Raw genomic sequence first — 20932 nt, forward strand, 5'->3', positions numbered from 1 at the left:
TTTGCAGGCAAAAAGAATATGGACAGTGAACAACGTAAGAGCGCGCTGGCCCTGATACAGCAGGCGCTTCCCGACCTCGATTGGACTGTGCAGGCGCCAAAGGTGAAACGCCTTTCGCGCGATTTTCACTGGTTCAGCCCGGTGCTGAAACAACAGTTGGAAAATAAACAGGCCGATGCGGTGGTCAAACCGCGCAGTGAAGAAGAGCTGCGCCTGTTGGTTCAGGCCTGCGTGAGGCATCAGTTACCGCTGATTTTGCGCGGCGGCGCGACCGGTAATTATGGTCAACTGGTCCCGCTGCGGGGCGGTATTTTGGTCGACATGACTGGGTTTAACCAAGTTTGCGCGCTGGGTGATGGCGTGGTGCGTGCGCAAGCGGGAATTCGCCTGGCAGACATTGAAACCGTCACCCGCCCCGCAGGCTGGGAGCTTCGCTGCATGCCGTCAACTTATCGGCTGGCCAGTCTGGGGGGCCTTTACGGCGGTGGATTTGGCGGCATCGGCTCCATCAATTATGGTCCACTGGGTGCGCCGGGCAACGTGCTCAGCGTGAAAGTGATGACCATGGAGGCCGAGCCGCGCATTCTCGACGTTCCCGCACCCCAGGCGCTGCTGCTGCATCATGCTTACGGCAGCAACGGAATTGTGCTCGAGGTTGAATTGGCGCTGGCGCCTGCGCATCGCTGGATTGAACGGCTGGACGTATTCGACGACTTTACCGACGCACTGGATTACGCCAACGCCTTTGCCCGCTCTCCTGGGCTGGTAAAACGGCAGCTGGCGCTGTTTGCCGCGCCGATCCCAAGCTACTTTAGTCATTTAAACGGACACTATCAGGCCACTCAGCACGCAGTGATCAGCGTCATTGCCCAGGAAAGTGAAGGCCTTTGCACTAACCTGCTGGCGAAACACCGTGGGCAAAGTGCCGTGCGCCAAACGGCTGATGAAGCCCGTGACGCTAACGCTTCCTTGATGGAGTATTGCTGGAACCACACGACGCTGCACGCGCTCAAAATTGACCCGACGCTCACCTATCTGCAAACGGCGTTTAATTATAATAACTATCGTCAACAGATTATCGATATGGCAGCGTTATTTGGCGACGAGGTGATTTCACATATAGAATTCCTGCGCGACAATGACGGAAATATAACCGCCAGTGGTTTGCAGTTAATTCGTTATTCGACTGAAGAAAGATTAAATGAAATAATGCAGATATTTCGTAATAATGACGTCAAAATAAATAACCCACACGTTTATCAAATTGAAGATGGTAAACAAGGTGAAATTAAATCCGATGTCGTCTCTGTCAAAAAGTGCTTAGATCCAAATGGATTACTTAACCCCGGCAAGCTCAGAGGCTGGGAAGTACGCGACACATTAACGTTAGATAATGATCCACTGTTATTAGCTGACCAATAAAAATAATAATTAACCCCCTGCCATCAATAGGCAGGGGGACTTCCGCTTGCGTATTACTTTATAAAAAGCTATTGACCGTTTTTGCGGTCGAAGAAACTTATTATATTTCTGACAGGAAGGTATTAATGAAAATAAATAAATTTAATTTCACGCTTAAATTTGGTGCTGTCATTGTCTCTCAGGCTCTCTTTATGGGGCATGCGCTGGCAGCCTCACCGATTGCCTCAAGCTGTGACGCTGGCGTAGCTGATTCATTGACAGAAATGTTTACCTGCGGCTCGGTGCACGGCAGCCTGCGAACCCTATACTATTCAACTAAAAATGCTTATTTCGTGCCCGGGTATTCTCAAGACACCATCAGCTACGGCGGCAGTGTTAAATATGCCACCGCAGAATATTATGGCCTAAGCCTCGGCGTGAGCGGTATTTTCCAGCGCGGCATTGCGCACAATGATGACCACTTGATCACGGAGCTTGGCCCAAACGAGACCGGCGTGGGCGAAGCCTACCTGAGCTGGCACTATCAGGACTTTCGCATTACTGCCGGTGACCAGCGCATTAATATTCCGTTCATCGGCGACTACGACTGGCGTATCACGCCTATTCTCTTCCGTGGCATTGACGCCAATTACGGCGACAGCGACAACTTTCTGCACGCGACAAAAATTACCCGCTACAAGCCGTGGGGCGACGACCAGTTCCTTGACACCACTGCCTACACCGACGCCGAAGGCACCACTAACGGCATGTGGGGCATCGGCGGCGGGCGTGCCATCAAGCTGGATAATAAAAAGCTCAACGGCCAGCTGTGGTATGAGGATTACAACAACTACACCAAAATGGTCTATGCCGACAGCTTCCTGTCGTGGTCAGACACGCCTTACCAGCCTAAAATCGGCATTCAGTTTATCCGCGGCCTGAGTGAAGGCAAGGCACTGGCGGGACAGGTCGACAGCACCAGCTATGGCGCACAGTTTGTCATGAACCTGACACCGTCACTGATATGGTCACTGAACTACGACCACATCGCCGCCAGTGAAAACGCCTACGGCAACGGTGCATTAGTCGCTCCCTACGCGCACAACACCTCGTCGGGCACCTACTTCGCCCAGCCGTTCTTCACCAGCACCCAGGACCTGGGCAGCGGCAATGCGTACTCAACCGACCTAAACTGGACCGTCAACGAAAATATCTCGTTGGGCAGTCGTTACTCGTTTATGGATTTAACGCCGAACTCGGGCGCCTCCAGCAGCAATCAGTCTGAATATCTGGTGTATGGCACCTACAGTTTCGACGGCGTGCTAAAAGGCCTTAGCCTGACCGACTTCGCTGGTGTTCAAACGACCTCAACCTCGAATAAAAACTTCTGGCAGAACCGCCTGGCATTGGAATATGATTTTTAAATAGAAAGTTTCCCGGGGATGCACTCCCCGGGACAATTAATATTTAACAGGAGTTTCTATTGTCTATCAGGATCCGCCCTTATCAAGAAGCCGATCGCCCTTTTTTACGCACCCTTTATCTGGCCGCGCGCAAGGCGACGTTCACTTGGCTGGATCAGAGCGAATGGGCGCTCGAGGATTTTGATCGTTCGGTAATCGGCGAGAAAGTGATTGTCGCCGAGCGCGAGGGGAAAATTGTCGGCTTTGCCTCGATTCTACTGCACGATAATTTTCTGCATAATCTGTTTATTGACCCCGAGGCTCAGGGCCAAGGCGTGGGTAGCCACCTTATCGGCATCGTCGAACAAAACTTCACACGCACCGGTTCGCTTAAGTGTCTGGTTAAAAACCAGAAGGCAGTGTCTTTCTATCTCAAGCGCGGCTGGGAAACAGTGTCTACCGGCGACAGTTCAACCGGCGAATACTACCTATTCCATTTTCGTCTTAAGCGATAAACCCATTTAAACCGCATATTATCGATCCAAGTCAATTAACTTGCTCCACCCGTAGTCACAATCCCTGCTATACCTTATTAGTTACATCCCGTTACCAATAGGATAAAAATGAAAACGTCTAATAAGGTGATCCTGGCTTCGCTGCTCGGCGGAGTACTAGCCTTGATCGGCTGCGCCTCTCAAGTTACGCAACCTGAAAAATACTCAGGTTTTCTGGGCAACTACTCCAAATTAAAACCAACCAAAACCCCTTCTGGCAAAACGGTGATGCGCTGGATTGATCCTTCATTCGATAAAACAAAATACACCTCACTTTACTACCAGCCGCTAACTTACTATCCAACGCCTAAACCTACCGGCCAAATCAGCCAGGCCACGCTGAACGGCGTGCTGGATTACGCCAACACCCGAATTAAGTCGGCGATGGGCACAAGACTGCCGCTGACCCAAACACCGGTAGCGGGAACGCTCATCTTTAAAGGGGCTATCACCGGCGTTAGCACCTCGACCGAAGGGCTACAGTTCTATGAAGTTATCCCGGTTGCACTGGTCATAGCTGGCACACAAACAGCTACCGGCCATCGAACCAAAAATACCGAACTGTTTTTTGAAGGCGAGCTGATCGACGCCGCAACCGGAAAAACCGTCGTTGAAGTGGTGCGCATGGGGGAAGGAAAATCGGTGCCTAACTCTTCTCAGCAGGTCACGGTTAACGATCTGAAGAGTGTCATCGATAATCTGGCGGTCGATATCACCCAGTTTAATGGTGCGTCGAAGTCATAGTTTTGGGGTGACATTCGCCCCACTGAATAATTCTTTTAAGAACAGCAGTCTCACGGCGTAGCATCACCCGCGCCGTGAAACCCCTATGGTCAGGACTAGAAAATCGGATCAAGCCCTTTAGCCCGATAGGCGATGGCGGCTTCTGGCGTCTGCAAATGCTTGAGAAATTCTTTGGCAAGCTGCGGATTTTTTGCCTCTTTAAACGCCGCCGCCGAGAAGGAAGTCACTTTCTGCACGTCTTCTGGCAGCGTGCCAATCACTTCAATCCCCGGCACCACCAGCAGTTCGCTCACCTGCTGCAAGGCCAAACTCGCGTCTCCTGAGATAAGCTTTTCAGCCGAAAAACCTTCGAGGATAGTGCTAGCTTTGCGATTAATTTCATCGGCAATGCCCAGTTTTTCAATCAAGGTTTTAAAATAAATCCCGCTGGCACCGCCGAGTGAATAAGCCACGGAACGCGCCTCTTGCAGCGTATTAACTAACGCCTCGGTAGTTGAGATATCAGGATGCGGCTCACCGCTTTTTACCGCCAGGCCAATGCGTGATTCGACCAGCTCAACGCGGGTGCTGGCATCAATAATCCCCGCTTCAATCAGTTCATCCATCGCCGCCACGGTGACAATCACCACGTCGCCGCGCTGACCGGCGCGCAGACTGTCGATAATAATGCTGGTCGCACTCCATTTAACCTCAATGCCTTGACCCTGCTGTTCCCAGCTTGGCAAAATTTGCGCATCAAAAGGCGAGCGCACGACGAACGTACAGACAAGCTGTAATGAAGATGAATGACTCATTGTTGGTTATCTCATGATTATCAGTAACGTCGACGCATCCCTTAGACACAAGTCTTAAGCCGTTGGGTGAATGCGGTCCTTCAGATTATGTTTAAGAACATTATCATTCAGCCTCACATTGGTCATTATAAAAGCGGTTAAAGCAGCACGAGGTTCAGCACAATCAAAAACTTCACGGGTCTTTCCGAGCTGCCTGGCTGATTCTGCGGCTAAATATGAACACTCTTGGAGTCACCGCCAGCGAAATATTGGTATATGGGTCAATATTTTACATGCTTGAATTGGCTCGTCTATGATAAGGGCTGAAAGTATTGGGCGACGATAAACCAGTGCATAACCGCGATGAGGATTGCGGGGCCGCTGCAAGTATTTATGAAGAGATTCACCCACGGCGTGTCGCGCGTTACCCGAGTCAAATAATGGGGAAAAAAGATGTTCAGGAAGAGCCTAGTGTCGAGTATTTGCGCTTTTTTATTGATCGGCTGCACGGGCAGAGGCTTTCAACCGCCTCCGGGCGACTACACCAAATGGTACAAGGAAGGCGTATCCCAGGACGAAATCGATAATGCGATGCGTGCGTGCGGGTATACCAATCTCGATGGCGCGGGGGATGCGTCGCCAATCGGTGTAAGATTAACGCGTTTCTATTGCATGAAAGACGCAGGCTTCAAGCGCAAAGACAAGCTGGACATGTGCAAGAACGGTCGCGTCAGCGAGAATGCTGAGTGTAACGGGCGCCGTTAATACATGAGTAAAGCCCCCTGCAAATGCAGAGGGCTCAAAGGTTTAGCTATCGACCTAAATCGTTAACAAGTGGCTGTAAACTATTCCCACTCAATCGTCGCCGGTGGTTTACCGGAGATGTCATAAACCACGCGGGAAATGCCGTCGACTTCGTTGATGATGCGGTTGGAGCAGCGGCCGAGGAAATCGTATGGCAGGTGCGCCCAATGCGCGGTCATAAAGTCGATGGTTTCTACTGCACGCAGTGAAACAACCCAATCGTATTTACGGCCATCACCCATGACGCCCACGGAGCGAACCGGCAGGAACACAGTAAACGCCTGGCTGACTTTATGGTACAGGTCGGCTTTATGCAGCTCTTCAATGAAGATAGCATCGGCGCGACGCAGCAGGTCACAGTACTCTTTCTTCACTTCGCCCAGCACGCGTACGCCCAAACCTGGACCAGGGAACGGGTGACGATAAAGCATGTCGTAAGGCAGGCCGAGTTCCAGACCGATTTTACGCACTTCGTCTTTAAACAGCTCTTTCAGCGGTTCAACCAGACCCAGTTTCATCTCTTTCGGCAGGCCGCCCACGTTGTGGTGAGACTTGATAACGTGTGCTTTACCAGTCGCAGACGCGGCGGATTCGATAACGTCAGGGTAGATTGTGCCTTGCGCCAGCCATTTAACCGCGTCCTGCTTGCAGGCTTCTTCATCGAAGACTTCGACAAACACGCGACCAATGATTTTACGCTTGGCTTCTGGGTCGTTTTCACCGGCCAGAGCCGACAGGAAACGATCTTCGGCGGCAACGTGAACGATGTTCAAACCGAAACGGTCGCCGAACATCTCCAGCACCTGATCCGCTTCATTCAAACGCAGCAGGCCGTTATCAACGAACACGCAGGTCAGACGATCGCCGATGGCGCGATGCAGCAGCATCGCCGTTACGGAGGAGTCAACGCCGCCGGACAGGCCGAGGATCACGTGATCGTTACCGATCTGCACTTTCAGACGCTCAATGGCGTCTTCGATGATTTTTGCCGGCGTCCACAGCGCTTCGCACTCACAGATGTCCATGACGAAGCGTTCAAGAATGCGCAAGCCCTGACGGGTGTGCGTCACTTCTGGGTGGAACTGCACGCCGTAGAAGCGTTTTTCTTCGTTGGCCATAATGGCAAACGGGCAGCTGTCGGTGCTGGCTACGGTAACAAAATCGGAAGGAATAGCGGTGACTTTATCGCCATGGCTCATCCACACGTCAAGCAGCGGTTTGTTGTTGGCGCTCAGTGCGTCTTCAATGCCGCGAACCAGGGCGCTGTTGGTCTGCACTTCAACCTGTGCATAGCCAAACTCTCGCTCGGTTGAGCCTTCAACGTGGCCACCTAACTGCATTGCCATGGTCTGCATGCCGTAGCACACGCCCAGAACAGGGACACCGGCTTCGAACACGTAATCCGGTGCGCGTGGGCTGTCGTGTTCGGTAGTGCTTTCCGGGCCGCCAGACAGGATGATGCCGTTGGGATTGAATTCACGGATTTGGGCTTCGGTCACATCCCAGGCCCAGAGTTCGCAATACACACCGAGTTCACGAACGCGGCGCGCAACCAGTTGGGTGTACTGGGAGCCGAAATCAAGGATAAGAATGCGATGCTTATGAATATTTTCACTCATGCGGGTGATTTTCCAGAGCGGTTAAAGTATTAAAAACAAGGAACTTGATAACCCGGCCGAAACCGGGCTAGAGAATTCTATATCCAAAAAGAACTAAGCCAGAAAGGATCAAGAACCCATACGATAGTTTGGTGACTCTTTGGTAATCGTTACGTCGTGTACGTGACTTTCCTGAATACCGGCACCGCTGATGCGAACAAATTCAGCTTTGGTGCGAAGGTCGAGGATAGTAGCACAGCCGGTCAGACCCATACAGGAGCGCAGGCCACCCATTTGCTGATGCACTATCTCTTTCAGGCGGCCTTTGTAGGCAACGCGGCCTTCAATACCTTCCGGTACCAATTTGTCAGCGGCGTTATCGCTTTGGAAGTAACGGTCAGAAGAGCCTTTAGACATCGCGCCCAGAGAGCCCATACCGCGGTATGATTTGAACGAACGGCCTTGATACAGCTCGATTTCACCCGGAGATTCTTCAGTACCTGCCAGCATACCGCCAACCATCACGCAGCTTGCGCCCGCAGCGATAGCTTTAGCGATGTCGCCGGAGAAGCGAATACCGCCGTCAGCGATGACCGGAATACCGGTGCCTTCCAGCGCTTCAACCGCGTCAGAAACCGCCGTGATTTGTGGAACACCTACGCCGGTCACCATACGAGTAGTACAGATTGAGCCTGGGCCGATACCGACTTTAACCGCGCTAACACCAGCATTTGCCAGCGCCAGTGCGCCTTCGCCGGTGGCAACGTTGCCGCCGATGATTTGCAGGTCAGGATATTTTGCACGGGTTGCGCGAATGCGTCCGAGAACGCCTTCAGAATGGCCGTGTGAGGAGTCAATCAGCAACACGTCAACGCCTGCAGCAACCAGTGCGTCGATACGCTCTTCGTTGCCTGCACCCGCACCAACCGCAGCGCCTACGCGCAGGCTGCCGTTTTCGTCTTTACAGGCGTTAGGTTTACGTTCTGCTTTCTGGAAGTCTTTAACGGTTATCATGCCGAGCAGGTGGAATTGGCTGTCAACAACCAGCGCCTTCTCTACGCGTTTTTCATGCATTTTCTGCAGAACAACTTCACGCGCTTCACCTTCTTTGACAGTAACCAGACGCTCTTTCGGGGTCATTACTGCCGTTACCGGCTGCTCCAGGTCGGTCACAAAGCGCACGTCACGACCGGTAATAATACCGACCAGTTCGTTGCCTTCGGTCACAACAGGATAACCAGCAAAGCCGTTGATTGCGGTGAGTTCTTTAACCTGACGCAGCGTGGTTGCCGGCGTTACGGTTTTAGGATCGGCTACGACGCCGCTTTCATGCTTCTTGACGCGGCGAACTTCTTCAGCCTGGCGCTCAATGGACATGTTTTTGTGAATGAAACCCATGCCGCCTTCCTGAGCCAGGGCAATAGCCAGGTTCGCTTCGGTAACGGTATCCATTGCCGCAGAGAGCATAGGAATGTTCAGACGGATTTTAGCGGTCAGCTGAGTGCTGAGATCGGCAGTATTGGGCAAAACTGTGGAGTGAGCTGGAATGAGGAGAACGTCGTCAAACGTGAGTGCTTCTTTCTTTAAACGTAACATAGGCAATATCTCACCAAGGTGGATGCGGAAAAGATAAAATATTGCAGCGAGAGTATACAGGCAGTTAACCGTTTGCTCTAGTACTATTTCACATTTTTTATAAAAAACTCTTGAATACTTCGTTTGGGCCTGTAGTATCGATTGATTAAGTCTCTGTTTTCGAATTTGATCTGGGTCACATGCCGCTACCTTCTTCGCCACCCATTTTTACCGTAAGCCGCCTCAATCAGACGGTTCGCGAGATGCTGGAAAACGAAATGGGTCAGGTTTGGCTCTCTGGCGAGATTTCAAACTTCTCTCAACCCTCCTCCGGTCACTGGTATTTCACGCTAAAAGATGCGCGCGCGCAGGTTAAATGCGCGATGTTTCGCAACAGCAATCGGCGCACTACCTTTAAACCGCAAAACGGTCAGCAGGTATTGGTTCGCGCCTCGATTACGCTCTACGAACCGCGCGGTGATTTTCAGCTGATTGCCGAAAGCATGCAGCCCGCCGGTGACGGCCTGTTGCAGCAGCAGTTTGAACAACTTAAACAAATGCTCTCGCTTGAGGGGCTTTTCGACGCTGAACATAAGCAACCGCTGCCTTCTCCGGCCAAGTGCGTCGGGGTGATCACCTCGGCCAGCGGGGCTGCGCTGCACGATATTCTTCAGGTGCTAAAACGTCGAGACCCCTCTCTGCCGGTGGTGATTTACCCCACCTCCGTTCAGGGTGTTGATGCGCCGCTGCAAATCGTTAGAGCCATTACGCTCGCCAATCAGCGCAATGAGTGCGACGTGCTGATTGTTGGCCGCGGCGGGGGTTCACTTGAAGACTTATGGAGCTTTAACGACGAACGTGTTGCGCGAGCTATTTATAACAGCCACCTGCCGATTGTTAGCGCCGTGGGTCACGAAACCGACGTGACAATTGCCGATTTTGTTGCCGACCTGCGTGCCCCAACGCCTTCTGCCGCCGCTGAACTCATCAGCCGTAACCAGCTTGAACTGCTGCGACAAATTCAGTCACAGCAACAGCGCTTGGAAATGGCGATGGATTATTACCTGGCGCAAATGACCCAACGCTTTACGCGACTGAATCATCGGCTTCAGCAGCAGCACCCTCACCTGCGTTTGTCCCGTCAGCAAACCGCGCTGTTTAAACTACGCAGCCGTATGGACGAGGCGATGCAAAATCATCTACGCCGCCTGCTGCGCCGAGCACAAAGCCTCCAGCAGCGTCTGAATCAGCATCAACCACAGCGACGTATCCATCAGTTGCAACAGCGGGTGCAGAAACTACAGTATCGCCTACAGCAGTCGATGTCGGCCCAGCTTGGCGAACATCGGCAGCGTTTTGGCACTGCGTTGACGCAGCTTGAGGCAGTCAGTCCGCTGGCAACGCTGGCGCGCGGCTACAGCGTGACGACCACGCCACAGGGCGACTTGCTGAAAAAAACCACTCAAACCGCGCCGGGTGATGTCTTAAAAACGCGTTTGGCCGATGGCTGGATCGAGAGCGAAGTCAAAGCGTTGCACGTTGAAGAAAATTCCGTCGAAAAAAAACCACGTAGCCGCGTGGTTAAATCTACATCAACGCAATAAGCCCCGTGGTGTAACACTATCGCCACGGGGGTTATCCCACTTTCGTTACCACAGCAAATAGCACGACGTTTTAACGCCTTCTATCCACACTTCACGCGTTTCTCCGGCAGGTAAAACAACATTTAAGCCACGCCAGGCAGGACGATATTCGCCGCGTCGGGTGAAGCGAAGCGTAATGCGATCGGCGGTATATTCAATGTCCCACGACAGCCACAGCGCCATCCCCTGCTGCCAGCCATAACTCTCTCCGTCGTCCTCAAACAGACTGCCGCAGGCTTTGCCTTCACCTGGCATAGGGAACAGCTGTAAGCTGCGCTGAGTGTCTAGCTCAACGTCGCAGTGTGCGAGCCTTGCCGAGCACGGCAGCGCGCTTCCTGCACGCACCAGCAGTGGCAATCGCTCAAGTGGCGCATTAAGCGTGATGCATTGCCCACCCGCAAACCATTCGCCGCTGTAGAAATCTACCCATCCGCGGGTATTGTCCGGCAGATAAACGTCACGCAGGCATTGGCCCTGCTCAACCACGCTGGCCACCAGCAGGTCGCGGCCAATCATAAAATCGTCGTTTTCCAGAAAAGTGTTCGCATCGTGCTCATTATCAAGAAAAGTCGGGCGCAGCATTGGCTCGTCGTCGGCGTGGGCCTGCCACAGCAGAGTGTAAAAATAGGGCAGTAAACGATAGCGCAGCTCAATGGCTGAACGTACCGCCGCCGTGGCTGCGGGATACATCCACGGCTCATTCACCGTATGGTCGTCATTCCACGAGTGAATGGTAAAACGCGGGTGCATTACGCCATTTTGCACCCAGCGCACAAACAGTTCGGCATCCGGTTTTTGGCCGGCAAATCCGCCGACATCGTGACCCACGTTGTAAAGCCCTGACAGGCTCATGCCGAGCCCCATACGGGTGTTGTAACGCAGAGTTTGCCAGTCGGTGCGGTTGTCACCACTCCAGGTCTGCACGTAGCGCTGCATGCCCGCACAGCCGGATCGCGAGATGAGGTAGGGCCGTTTGTTCGGTGCAAAGCGCTGCTGTGCCTCAAAAGAAGCGCGCATCATCAGCAACGGCATCACCGGACGTATATGTTTGATAGCGATTGTTTTTCCGAAGCCAAAGCAGCGCGCATTGCCGTCCCAGACCTCAAATTCATTGTTATCGTTCCAGGTCGAATCGATGCCCTTTTCAAGCAGTTGTTGGGTCACCTGTAACTGCCACCACTGCACGGTGGCCGGATTGGTGAAGTCCAGATGTGAGCCTTCGTCGTCCCAAAAGCTGGAGCGTTCAGGCTGTTCAATTTCCGAATCCAGCACAAAAAGTTTCTGTTCTGCCACCTGCGCATACAGCGGATGGTCCTGTAACAGACAGGGTTTGATATTGGCCGCCAGTTTGATTCCCGCATGGTGAAAGGCCGCCGTCATCGCCTCAGGCTGCGGAAACTTGCTGTCATTCCAGTTGAAAACGTAGCGTTTATCGTTGATCGAGGTATACCCCGAGGAGAGCTGGAATGAGTCACACGGGATGCGATGCTCCGCGCACAGCCGTATAAACTGCATCAACTGTTGCTGAGCGTCCGGCGCGTCAGTGTAGTACATGGTCGAGCCGCTGTAGCCCAGGCTCCATTTCGGACCAAAAAATGTTTTACCGGTGAGGCGAACAAACTTTTTAGTGACGTCTACCATCGTCGGCCCTAAAAAGAGGTAGTAATCGAGGTCGCCCGCCTCAGCGCTAAAACGCCGATACGGCAGGTGATAATTATCCAGCTCGTTGCCCAAATCGATACGGCAGGTGCTCAGATTGTCATAAAATAGGCCAAAGCTGAGTGCTTCATTTCGCGTGATAGTGAACGGAATATGCTTGTAAAGTGGATCGGTAGTGGCCGCGTTATACCCCATCGCATCAAGATTACGCATCTCAAAGCGGCGGCCAGTACGGTTTAAGTCTCCGGCTTTTTCACCTAGCCCATAGTAATTATCCTGCGCATAACGGCGCTGAAAATGCTCTACCCCTCCCCCCTCCGACGGCAGTAAGTAGGCACCTGTGGGACGATCGCTTGCCATAAGCCGCCATTCTTCCTGCGCATCTTTACCCTCCCACTCCAGCCGCAGCGGCTGATGCACCGTCACGCGCATTTGCGAGGTGGTAAGCGTCAGACTATTTTCGTGCTGTTCTAGGCTAAAGTCTGGCAGGCTGAATCCCTCATTGCTCAGCCGATCGCGGCCTTCTAGAGGTACGTCTTTATGAGGCGCAATACTCCAGGTACGGTCCAGAGCCAGTTCGCCCCTGCGGCGCAGCAACACGCGAAACAGCCCAGTTTCCAGCACGCGCAGGCTGAAAAGATGTATCTCATCGACCCGCAAATCTATGCCCGCCGCGTGCCGACTCTCCAGTTGCCAATGTTTTAACGTCTTCATGCTTGCTCCCCTTTTGCTGGATTACGACGCTCGGCGATAAGCGCAATCAAAAAAACTGCCCCGACCAAATCAAAAAAACCCATCGCGATAAACAGCGGATTAAAACCAACGGTGTCGGCTACTGCGCCGATCAGCAGAGAAAATAGAAAGCTTGCGATCCATGCAGACGATCCGCGCATACCGTTCACCGTCGCCACCTGACTTTTATCAAAAGACTCCACCACGAGGGCGCTCAACATGCAGGAGATCACCTGATGCCCAAATCCGCCAATCGAAATAAGCCCAATGGCTAGATACGGGTCCTTAGTCATCGCCACAAAAGCCAGTGATACCATCATAAAAGCGCCGGTTACCGAACTGGCAACCACCGAGTTAACTCGCGTGCATTTGAACCATTTACGGTAAAGCGCGGTGAGATATCCGCTGGCTACGCTACCGATATCGGCGGCAAGAAACGGCAACCAGGCGAACATGGCAATGTGTTTGAGGTCCATGCCTCGCTCATTGGCGAGGTACAGCGGAACCCAAAAGCTGAACACCGCCCAGGCAGGCTCAGCCAGAAATGCCGGTATGGCGATGCCGTAAAACTTTTTGTTTTTTGCTACGATTTTCAATGAGGCAATAAACGGTAAACGCGTTTGCTGCGGTTCGTTATCCTGGCGAATCAGGGCGAGTTCTTCTTTGCTCAAATTAGGATGGCTTTCAGGCGCATGATAAAAACGCCACCAAAGCACCACCCACAGCAGTGACAAAAATCCGCAGAAGAGGAATGCTCCGCGCCAGCCGAATGAGAGATGGGCAACGATAACGATTGGCGGTGCCAGCATGGCACCAATTGAGAAGCCGACCCCCGCCCAACCCGCGGCCACCGGTCTCTCCTTACGAGGAAACCAGTCGGAAATAGCTTTAGCATTGGCGGGCGTTGCGGCGGCCTCAGCGCTGCCCATAAAAAAACGTAAAACCGCCAGCTGTATCCAGCTTCCTACCCCAGCGTGCATCATGCACACCACCGCCCACACGGCGGCGAAAATCATAAAACCCAGTTTCAAACCGATAACGTCAATCACCCAGCCGCACAGCGGTTGAAAAAGGGTGTAGGCCAGTTGAAACGCCGCAACCACCCAAGAATAGTGCTCGGTGCTCATACTGAGGCTAGTTTTTAACTCCGGTGCCAGTAATCCAAGTGAATTACGAGTGATGTAGTTAACGGTGACCCCAAGCAGAAAAAGTGCCAGCATCCACCAGCGTAAGGCTTTGAATTTTCTTCGCGCAACAACGGCCGTCGACGCGGTATTAATTTGAATTGTCATGCCTGTGCTCCCATCCGTCATTCAGTGTGCAGATGATGTTTATGTAAGGTACTCCAGAAGAGTAAGCAGGCCGATTTGTGAGCGAAACGTGATTTTTTGCAAAAGCTTTCACGTTATAACGTTGTTAACGAAGGAACACCGCTTTAGCGCCTATCTACTGGGCTTCGACCGTGATGAAAAATTTTGCACGATTGAATTTGAAGGAGATCACAGTTTGAAAGGAAAGTTGAATATCCAGCAGATTGCTGACCAAACGGGCCTCTCAATCAGCACTGTTTCTCGCGTTTTGGCCGGAAAAAGTAATACCAGCATTCAGGCCAGACAGCGGGTGTTGACGTGTGCCAAATCGCAGGGAACGCTTAGCGGTCTGTCGACAGGCAGACTGATGCTCAACAATATTGTTTTGTTTGCGCCTGCTCGCGCATTCGACGTCCGCAGCGATATTTTTTACTACAAGCTTATTCAGGGCATTCTCGCCGCCACCGCTCAGCACGAAGTGCGGGTACGTTACTATGCGATGGAGGAAGAGAACGCCGATGCGGCGCTGTTTATGGCAAAAATTTCCGATCCTTTGACCGATGCGGTGCTGCTGGTCGGCATTGACGATGCGCACATTCATCAACTTGCCGCCGACGTCGGTAAACCCTGCGTGCTGGTGAACTGTCAGGATCGCCTGATGCGCCATGACAGCGTCTCGCCGGATCATCAAAGTATGGGTGACTTCGCCTGTGACTACCTATTTTCTCAAGGGCATCAGCATATTGTTACATTACAGTGCCTGCGGCGGCAGACGATGGAGCTGCGTCTCAATGGCATTAAAAATGCGTTTACCCGCAATCATCAAACTTTTCGCGATAGCCAGCACTTACTGAGCACCTCGGGATTTGGTGCCCAAGAGGCGGAACAAACGCTGCTCGACTACTTTGATAGGTTGGCACCCGACGCCGCCCTGCCCAGTGCGATTCTGGCTGGCGGTGATTTTATGGCGGCAGGTGCGGTGGCGGCGTTGAGAAAACGCGGTTTATCCGTGCCGAGAGATCTCAGCGTAATGAGCACCGACGGTTTTAATCTGGCTGAAATTCACGATGTCTCGTTAACGGCGGTAAAGGTTCCTCGTGACGAAATTGGCACCGAGGCGATAGCGCTGCTTCAGCGCCGTATTTTTCGCCCCGACGCACCTTTCACCACGCAGCTATTACAGGGGAAGCTGGTGGTTCGCGAATCAGTAAGAAAAGCCGGTGCGCGACCGGTCGCCCTGCGCCAGCATCAGCTTTATGATCCACAGAGTTTATGACGATGCGGCAATAAAAAGGCTCCCCTAAAAGAGGGAGCCTGTAGATAGCGTATGCAATTACGCGCAATGCGGGTTAAGCCGGAACTTCCTGTGCCGCCGCCTCACGTGACCACACACGATGTTTCTTCAGCGCGGTAACAAACTTTTCGGCGACCTTTTTCGCATCGTCATCAACCAACACACCTTCGTCCGGTTTAGGCAGCGGCAGCGCCTGATACAGTTTTAGCGCCTCGCCCTGCAGCCCAATGGCTTTAAGATGCTTAAACGCCTGCAGAAGATAGTTTTTTGCATTACCGTTTTTAAGCAATGCCTCAATGCTCTCTTTGCCGGTCACTACGATCACACCGTCTACCAACACCGACGGGTTGCCTTCAATCGTTCCGTCGGCATTCACTTCTTTACCCTGCAGGGTTTTAATTTTTCCCAGACGCGGGGCGAAAATTTTGGTGTGGATACCCAGCCCGTTAAGCTCAGCGGTGATTTTTGCAACCGACTCACCACAGACGCCGTCGGCCACCAACAATGCAACCTGTCGAGACTTGACTGGATGCTCTTTTTCGCCGTACAGACTCAGCGCCGCATCTTTTTTCAGCCCGTTTACGTCTTTGGGGATCGGATGTGCAAGCTGTTCTTTAGTCAGAGCAAGCCCGACGTTTTCCGCGACGCGAGCGGCAAGCTGGTGGTCAATATAAGTCAACTGATCCACTACACGTTCGCGGATCCACGGACGCACCACCTTACCGAGTTCAAAGCTGAAACCGCCCACAATGTGATCCTGCTCGGTTTTAGTCTGGCTGAGCCAAAACAGTCGAGGCTGCGAATAGTAATCGTTGAACGATTCACTCCTGACGCGCACCTTTTCTCCACTCAGCGGCTGAGCATGCGTCGAGAATCCCCCGTCTTTTTTGGCCGGTGGCGTTTCGCGAGGCCAGTTATTATTGATTGAATTAGGCTCATAGTTGGCCTTGCCCGAAATGCCCATCCGGTGCATGCCGTCTCGTTGATGATTATGGAACGGGCAAACCGGCTTGTTGATCGGGATTTCGTGGAAATTCGGGCCACCGAGTCGGCTGATTTGCGTGTCCAGATACGAAAATAGCCGCCCTTGCAGCAAGGGGTCATCCGAGAAGTCCAACCCCGGCACAATATTTCCGGGACAGAACGCCACCTGCTCCGTCTCACTGAAATAGTTGTCGGGATTACGATCCAGCACCATTTTGCCGACGATTTGGACCGGCACCAGGGACTCCGGTATCAGTTTGGTCGGGTCAAGAATGTCAAAATCATACTTGTGCTCGTCCTCTTCGGGAATAATTTGCAGCCCCAGCTCATACTCAGGATAGTCGCCCGCCTCAATAGATTCCCATAGTTCACGACGATGGAAATCCGGGTCTCTGCCGGTCAGCACCTGTGCTTCATCCCAAATTAACGACGCGGCACCGCAGGTTGGTTTCCAATGAAATCTGACAAAATGGCTTTTTCCCTCGGCGTTTATCAGTTTGTAACTGTGGATCCCAAATCCTTCCATCATGCGATAGCTGCGAGGAATGCCCCTGTCGGACATCGCCCACATCACGTTGTGCATCGTTTCTGGCTGCAGTGATACATAGTCCCAGAAGGTGTCGTGTGCGCTTTGCCCCTGTGGGATTTCATTATGCGGCTCAGGTTTTACGGCATGAACGAAATCGGGAAATTTAATGGCATCTTGAATAAAGAAGATTGGCGTGTTGTTGCCGACCAAATCAAAGTTACCTTCCTGGGTGTAAAACTTGGTGGCGAACCCGCGAATATCCCTCACAGAGTCGGCGGAGCCTCGTGAACCCTGCACGGTAGAAAAACGGACAAATACCGGCGTATCAAGACCCGGATCGACCAGGAAACCGGCCTTCGTTAGCGCTTGCTGAGATTTATAGACCTGAAAATAACCGTGCGCTGCGGCACCGCGCGCGTGAACAATCCTCTCGGGAATGCGCTCATGGTCAAAGTGGGTAATCTTTTCACGGAGAATAAAATCTTCAAGCAGCGTGGATCCACGGACGCCGGCTTTTAATGAATTTTGGTTATCCGCGATTTTCACACCCTGATCGGTGCGCAATGCCTGATTCTCAGGGTCCTCGCGATAGGCATCGAGCTGCTCAAGCTTGGTATTGGTGACCGAGGGATTCTTATCGCTGCCCGCCGCCGTGGGCTCCGCCCCTGGAGGACTGACACTTTTTTGCGGCTTAATGGGCGCACCTTGCGGCGCGGTATCATCAAGATGTGGCTTAGCGGACTCTGATTTATCTTTTTTTACTGACATTAATGACTCTCCTTGAAAGACTTACTAAAAACAGGGGTACTGAAAAATTATAGTCCCTGTGACAGTGCGCGCTTTTCGGTGAAGGCTGGAGAGAGGGAAAGTGAGGGGTAACTTCAGGGCAAGCCGTTGCCTTGGCTCAAAAAAAGAATAAAAAAAACTGCATCTTAATATTTCAGACCCGAGTCTAAAACGTAAGATGCAGTTGTGCAGCGTGTGCCTAATCTGACTAATTATTTCTTTTTCAGATGCGACATCAAACGCTTACGCTTACGCATTTGGTTAGGTGTCAGTGGGTTACGCTTGCCTTCAAACGGATTCTCACCCTCTTTGAACTGAATACGTATGGGTGTACCCATGATTTCTAATGAACGACGGAAGTAGTTCATCAAATAACGCTTGTACGAGTCGGCTAGGTCTTTCACCTGATTACCGTGGATAACAACGATTGGCGGGTTATACCCCCCGGCGTGCGCGTATTTCAGCTTAACGCGACGGCCGTTAACCAGCGGTGGCTGGTGGTCGTCAGCGGCCATCTGCATGATACGTGTCAGCAAAGAGGTGCTTACGCGCTTGGTGGCACAGTTATAGGCTTCGTTAACGGACTCAAACAGATTACCTACGCCACTGCCGTGCAGCGCGGAGATAAAGTGTATGCGTGCGAAATCGATAAAGCCGAGACGCAGGTCAAGGGTGTCTTTCACCTGGTCGCGAACTTCTTGAGTCAGTCCATCCCACTTGTTCACCACGATAACCAATGAGCGGCCGCTGTTGAGGATAAAGCCGAGCAGGGACAAATCCTGATCCGAAATGCCTTCGTGCGCGTCGATAACCAACATCACCACGTTGGCATCTTCGATCGCCTGCAAAGTTTTGATAACCGAGAATTTCTCAACGGTTTCAGTCACTTTACCGCGTTTACGCACACCCGCGGTGTCGATAAGCACGTATTCACGCTCGTCACGCACCATCGGAATATAAATGCTGTCGCGGGTGGTTCCCGGCATGTCATAAACGACCACACGGTCTTCGCCGAGGATACGGTTGGTAAGCGTTGACTTACCTACGTTAGGACGCCCAACGATAGCTAGCTTGATGGGCAAGGTGGTCGGATCGAAATCGTCTTCCACGTCTGCCGGAATTTCGTCGCCGTTTTCACCCAGCTGTTCTGCCCAATAGGCCGCATTGGCCTCTTCTTCAGTCAGTTCAGCTTCTTCAGGCTTTTCACCCACAAACGGGATCAGTACGTGTTCGATAAGCTGGTTAACACCGCGACCGTGCGAGGCAGCGATAGCATAAACTTCGCCCAGTCCCAGTGAGTAGAAATCAGCCGTTGCGCTGTCTGGGTCAAGGCCGTCGGTTTTATTTGCCACCAGGAAAGTGGCTTTTTCACGGCTGCGCAGGTGCTGAGCAATGCCCTGATCGGCAGGCATTACGCCCGCGCGAGCATCAACCATAAACAGCACGATATCTGCTTCTTCGATAGCCAGCAGTGACTGACCCGCCATACGGGTTTCAACGCCGTCTTCGGTCCCGTCGATACCACCGGTATCAACGATGATAAATTCGTTACCCTCGATCTCGGCACGACCATACTTGCGGTCACGCGTTAGCCCGGGGAAATCCGCCACCAACGCATCTCGCGTCTTGGTCAAACGGTTAAATAAGGTGGATTTACCCACATTCGGGCGCCCAACAAGCGCGACGACAGGTATCATTTTTGAAGCCTCATTTTTTTATAGCCAATAAACATGCCCAACCCAAGGGGTTCGAACATCAAATCGCTATAATGCAAATCATTAAAATTCAATTTCTTACAACAGAAAAGGAGAACCATTTTTGCTGTTTTTAGAATACGAAACGGCCCCTGAGCAATTCAGGAGCCGTTTAATGGCGCAGCTATTATACCTATGATGCAGATATATACCCAAGTAATTGACACTGAAGCCAACGCAGCGACAGCGTCAACAACGTCGAGTATTAGCGTTTAAAGGAATAAACCTCTCCACCTTTGGCTTGCACAACCAGCTTGTCGCTTGCCACAACCGGCGCACTCAACAGGCCTGAGCTGTCCACTTTCTGCTGGGCAACAAAGCGGCCATCATTAGTGTTCAACCAGTGCAGGTAACCTTCCGCATCGCCGACCACAATAAAGCCGTTATACAGAACTGGCGCGGTCAGATTACGGTGAAGCAGTTCGCTTTGTGTCCATATGGTCACACCGCCCTGAGTATTGAGGGCCATAACGCGGTCATTCTGGTCAACCATATAAATACGGTCGCCTTCAACGATAATGTTATTTACCGATCCGACTTCACGTTTCCACATAATTTGGCCTGAACGCAGATCCATTGCCACCAGATTACCGTTGTAAGCCACGGTGTAAATCACACCGTTAACGATAACTGGCGTGGTATCAACGTCACTCAAACGGTCGATTTCAGTCGCACCGCTTGGCTCAGAAATACGCTGCTGCCAAATCATCTGGCCTTCTTTCATCAGCACGGCGCTCACACGACCGTTGTCTCCGCCCACAATCGCCGCGCCAAAGGCTACAGCTGGAGCAGATTCACCGCGCAGAGAAAGCGTAGGCATATCAAGATTGGCGCTCCAGGCAATGCTGCCGTCTTTCTGATTCAACGCCTGTAGAATACCGTTGCTGGTGTGAATCAATACCAGACCGTCGCTGATGACCGGACGGGAGATAGCTTCACCCGCCACTTTAGACTGCCAGGCCACGGTGCCGTCTGCGGTGTTCAGTGAGTAAACGATCGCTTTTTCGCTACCGATATACAGGTTTGCACCGTCAACGGTTACGCCGCCGGAAAGCTGGGCAGAGATATTACTGGAGAAGAAGCCCGGATTTTCAGACAGGTTCACTTTCCATTTTTCTTTACCATTGTCAGCATCAAGCGCCTTCACGATACCAAAGCGGTCAGCAGCGTAAATCGTGTTGTCTTTCCAGGCCGGATGCAGGTGAGAATAATACGCGCCTACGCCGTCGCCTACGGAAGTGCTCCACACTTCAGTTGGCGTGAACTGATTTTCAACCTTTGGCAGCGGAGACATTTTTACCACGTCTTCTTCGCCGCTGAACCAGGAACAGCCGCTCAGCAGGGCAACAGAGACTACGCCCACCAAGAGTGTTTTACGCAATTGCATCG

At 52.3% G+C, this 20932-nt stretch carries 15 protein-coding genes; 7 read left to right on the plus strand and 8 right to left on the minus strand.

The genetic code is table 11. The annotated features are described in order from the left end of the window. Window positions 1-18 precede the first annotated feature (18 nt). The 4 genes from BS639_RS03880 (at window position 19) to BS639_RS03895 (ending at window position 4102) form a co-directional block, all read left to right on the plus strand. Entirely contained in the window at window positions 19-1422 is a 1404-nt protein-coding gene (locus BS639_RS03880) for an FAD-binding oxidoreductase (RefSeq protein WP_084982308.1), read from the plus strand. Window positions 1423-1547: 125 nt separating this feature from the next. Beyond that, complete coding sequence (locus BS639_RS03885; RefSeq protein ID WP_084982309.1) at window positions 1548-2825, plus strand: OprD family porin; 1278 nt, start codon at window positions 1548-1550, stop codon at window positions 2823-2825. A 59-nt stretch (window positions 2826-2884) separates the two neighbouring features. Further along, window positions 2885-3319 carry a GNAT family N-acetyltransferase gene (locus BS639_RS03890; RefSeq protein WP_082457427.1) on the plus strand — a complete coding sequence of 145 codons (435 nt, stop codon included), beginning with the start codon at window positions 2885-2887 and terminating at the stop codon, window positions 3317-3319. Window positions 3320-3427: 108 nt separating this feature from the next. Beyond that, window positions 3428-4102: a DUF3313 domain-containing protein gene (locus BS639_RS03895; RefSeq protein ID WP_084982310.1), complete on the plus strand. Its 675-nt coding sequence runs from the start codon at window positions 3428-3430 to the stop codon at window positions 4100-4102. Between the two features lie 95 nt (window positions 4103-4197). Here BS639_RS03895 and BS639_RS03900 read toward each other — a convergent pair whose 3' ends face one another. Further along, window positions 4198-4896: a molybdate ABC transporter substrate-binding protein gene (locus tag BS639_RS03900; protein WP_084982311.1), complete on the minus strand. Its 699-nt coding sequence runs from the start codon at window positions 4894-4896 to the stop codon at window positions 4198-4200. A gap of 450 nt (window positions 4897-5346) precedes the next feature. On the opposite strand from BS639_RS03900, the gene BS639_RS03905 reads away from it, so the two are divergent. Next, a complete protein-coding gene (locus tag BS639_RS03905) occupies window positions 5347-5640 on the plus strand; it encodes a hypothetical protein (RefSeq protein WP_206601148.1) in 294 nt (97 codons plus the stop codon). An 80-nt stretch (window positions 5641-5720) separates the two neighbouring features. Here the strand turns inward: BS639_RS03905 and guaA are convergent, their stop codons facing one another. Both guaA and guaB read right to left on the minus strand, forming a co-directional pair. Continuing rightward, a complete protein-coding gene (gene guaA, locus BS639_RS03910; RefSeq protein WP_055781537.1) occupies window positions 5721-7298 on the minus strand; it encodes a glutamine-hydrolyzing GMP synthase in 1578 nt (525 codons plus the stop codon). A gap of 108 nt (window positions 7299-7406) precedes the next feature. Next, on the minus strand, window positions 7407-8873 hold the full coding sequence (gene guaB, locus BS639_RS03915; RefSeq protein WP_055781534.1) for an IMP dehydrogenase: 1467 nt from the start codon (window positions 8871-8873) through the stop codon (window positions 7407-7409). Window positions 8874-9052: 179 nt separating this feature from the next. On the opposite strand from guaB, the gene xseA reads away from it, so the two are divergent. Then, a complete protein-coding gene (gene xseA, locus BS639_RS03920) occupies window positions 9053-10456 on the plus strand; it encodes an exodeoxyribonuclease VII large subunit (protein WP_084982313.1) in 1404 nt (467 codons plus the stop codon). 45 nt (window positions 10457-10501) lie between these two features. Here the strand turns inward: xseA and BS639_RS03925 are convergent, their stop codons facing one another. Continuing rightward, the gene (locus tag BS639_RS03925) at window positions 10502-12868 is read right to left on the minus strand and encodes a glycoside hydrolase family 31 protein (protein WP_084982314.1); all 2367 of its coding nucleotides are present in this window, start codon (window positions 12866-12868) and stop codon (window positions 10502-10504) included. After that, on the minus strand, window positions 12865-14178 hold the full coding sequence (locus BS639_RS03930) for an MFS transporter (RefSeq protein ID WP_055781523.1): 1314 nt from the start codon (window positions 14176-14178) through the stop codon (window positions 12865-12867). Before BS639_RS03930 ends, BS639_RS03925 begins: the two co-directional genes overlap by 4 nt. A 214-nt stretch (window positions 14179-14392) precedes the next feature. On the opposite strand from BS639_RS03930, the gene BS639_RS03935 reads away from it, so the two are divergent. Continuing rightward, window positions 14393-15472 (plus strand): LacI family DNA-binding transcriptional regulator, encoded by a 1080-nt coding sequence (locus tag BS639_RS03935; protein WP_084982335.1) that lies wholly within the window; start codon window positions 14393-14395, stop codon window positions 15470-15472. Window positions 15473-15545: 73 nt separating this feature from the next. Here BS639_RS03935 and katE read toward each other — a convergent pair whose 3' ends face one another. From katE to bamB, 3 genes are all read right to left on the minus strand, one after another. Continuing rightward, on the minus strand, window positions 15546-17771 hold the full coding sequence (katE, locus tag BS639_RS03940; protein WP_084982315.1) for a catalase HPII: 2226 nt from the start codon (window positions 17769-17771) through the stop codon (window positions 15546-15548). Between the two features lie 230 nt (window positions 17772-18001). Further along, entirely contained in the window at window positions 18002-19486 is a 1485-nt protein-coding gene (gene der / locus BS639_RS03945; RefSeq protein WP_055781517.1) for a ribosome biogenesis GTPase Der, read from the minus strand. Between the two features lie 262 nt (window positions 19487-19748). Next, window positions 19749-20930, minus strand: coding sequence for an outer membrane protein assembly factor BamB (gene bamB / locus BS639_RS03950; protein WP_084982316.1), 1182 nt, complete (start codon window positions 20928-20930; stop codon window positions 19749-19751). Between the last annotated feature and the right edge of the window lie 2 nt (window positions 20931-20932).

The sequence above is a fragment of the Rouxiella silvae genome (genome assembly GCF_002093625.1).
GTDB classification, from domain to species: Bacteria; Pseudomonadota; Gammaproteobacteria; order Enterobacterales; family Enterobacteriaceae; genus Rouxiella; species Rouxiella silvae.

Coding starts and splice junctions, on each gene's coding strand:
- BS639_RS03880 (WP_084982308.1), top strand. CDS start 19: ATGGACAGTGAACAACGTAAGAGCGCGCTGGCCCTGATACAGCAGGCG.
- BS639_RS03885 (WP_084982309.1), top strand. CDS start 1,548: ATGAAAATAAATAAATTTAATTTCACGCTTAAATTTGGTGCTGTCATT.
- BS639_RS03895 (WP_084982310.1), top strand. CDS start 3,428: ATGAAAACGTCTAATAAGGTGATCCTGGCTTCGCTGCTCGGCGGAGTA.
- BS639_RS03900 (WP_084982311.1), bottom strand. CDS start 4,896: ATGAGTCATTCATCTTCATTACAGCTTGTCTGTACGTTCGTCGTGCGC.
- guaA (WP_055781537.1), bottom strand. CDS start 7,298: ATGAGTGAAAATATTCATAAGCATCGCATTCTTATCCTTGATTTCGGC.
- guaB (WP_055781534.1), bottom strand. CDS start 8,873: ATGTTACGTTTAAAGAAAGAAGCACTCACGTTTGACGACGTTCTCCTC.
- xseA (WP_084982313.1), top strand. CDS start 9,053: ATGCCGCTACCTTCTTCGCCACCCATTTTTACCGTAAGCCGCCTCAAT.
- BS639_RS03925 (WP_084982314.1), bottom strand. CDS start 12,868: ATGAAGACGTTAAAACATTGGCAACTGGAGAGTCGGCACGCGGCGGGC.
- BS639_RS03930 (WP_055781523.1), bottom strand. CDS start 14,178: ATGACAATTCAAATTAATACCGCGTCGACGGCCGTTGTTGCGCGAAGA.
- katE (WP_084982315.1), bottom strand. CDS start 17,771: ATGTCAGTAAAAAAAGATAAATCAGAGTCCGCTAAGCCACATCTTGAT.
- der (WP_055781517.1), bottom strand. CDS start 19,486: ATGATACCTGTCGTCGCGCTTGTTGGGCGCCCGAATGTGGGTAAATCC.
- bamB (WP_084982316.1), bottom strand. CDS start 20,930: ATGCAATTGCGTAAAACACTCTTGGTGGGCGTAGTCTCTGTTGCCCTG.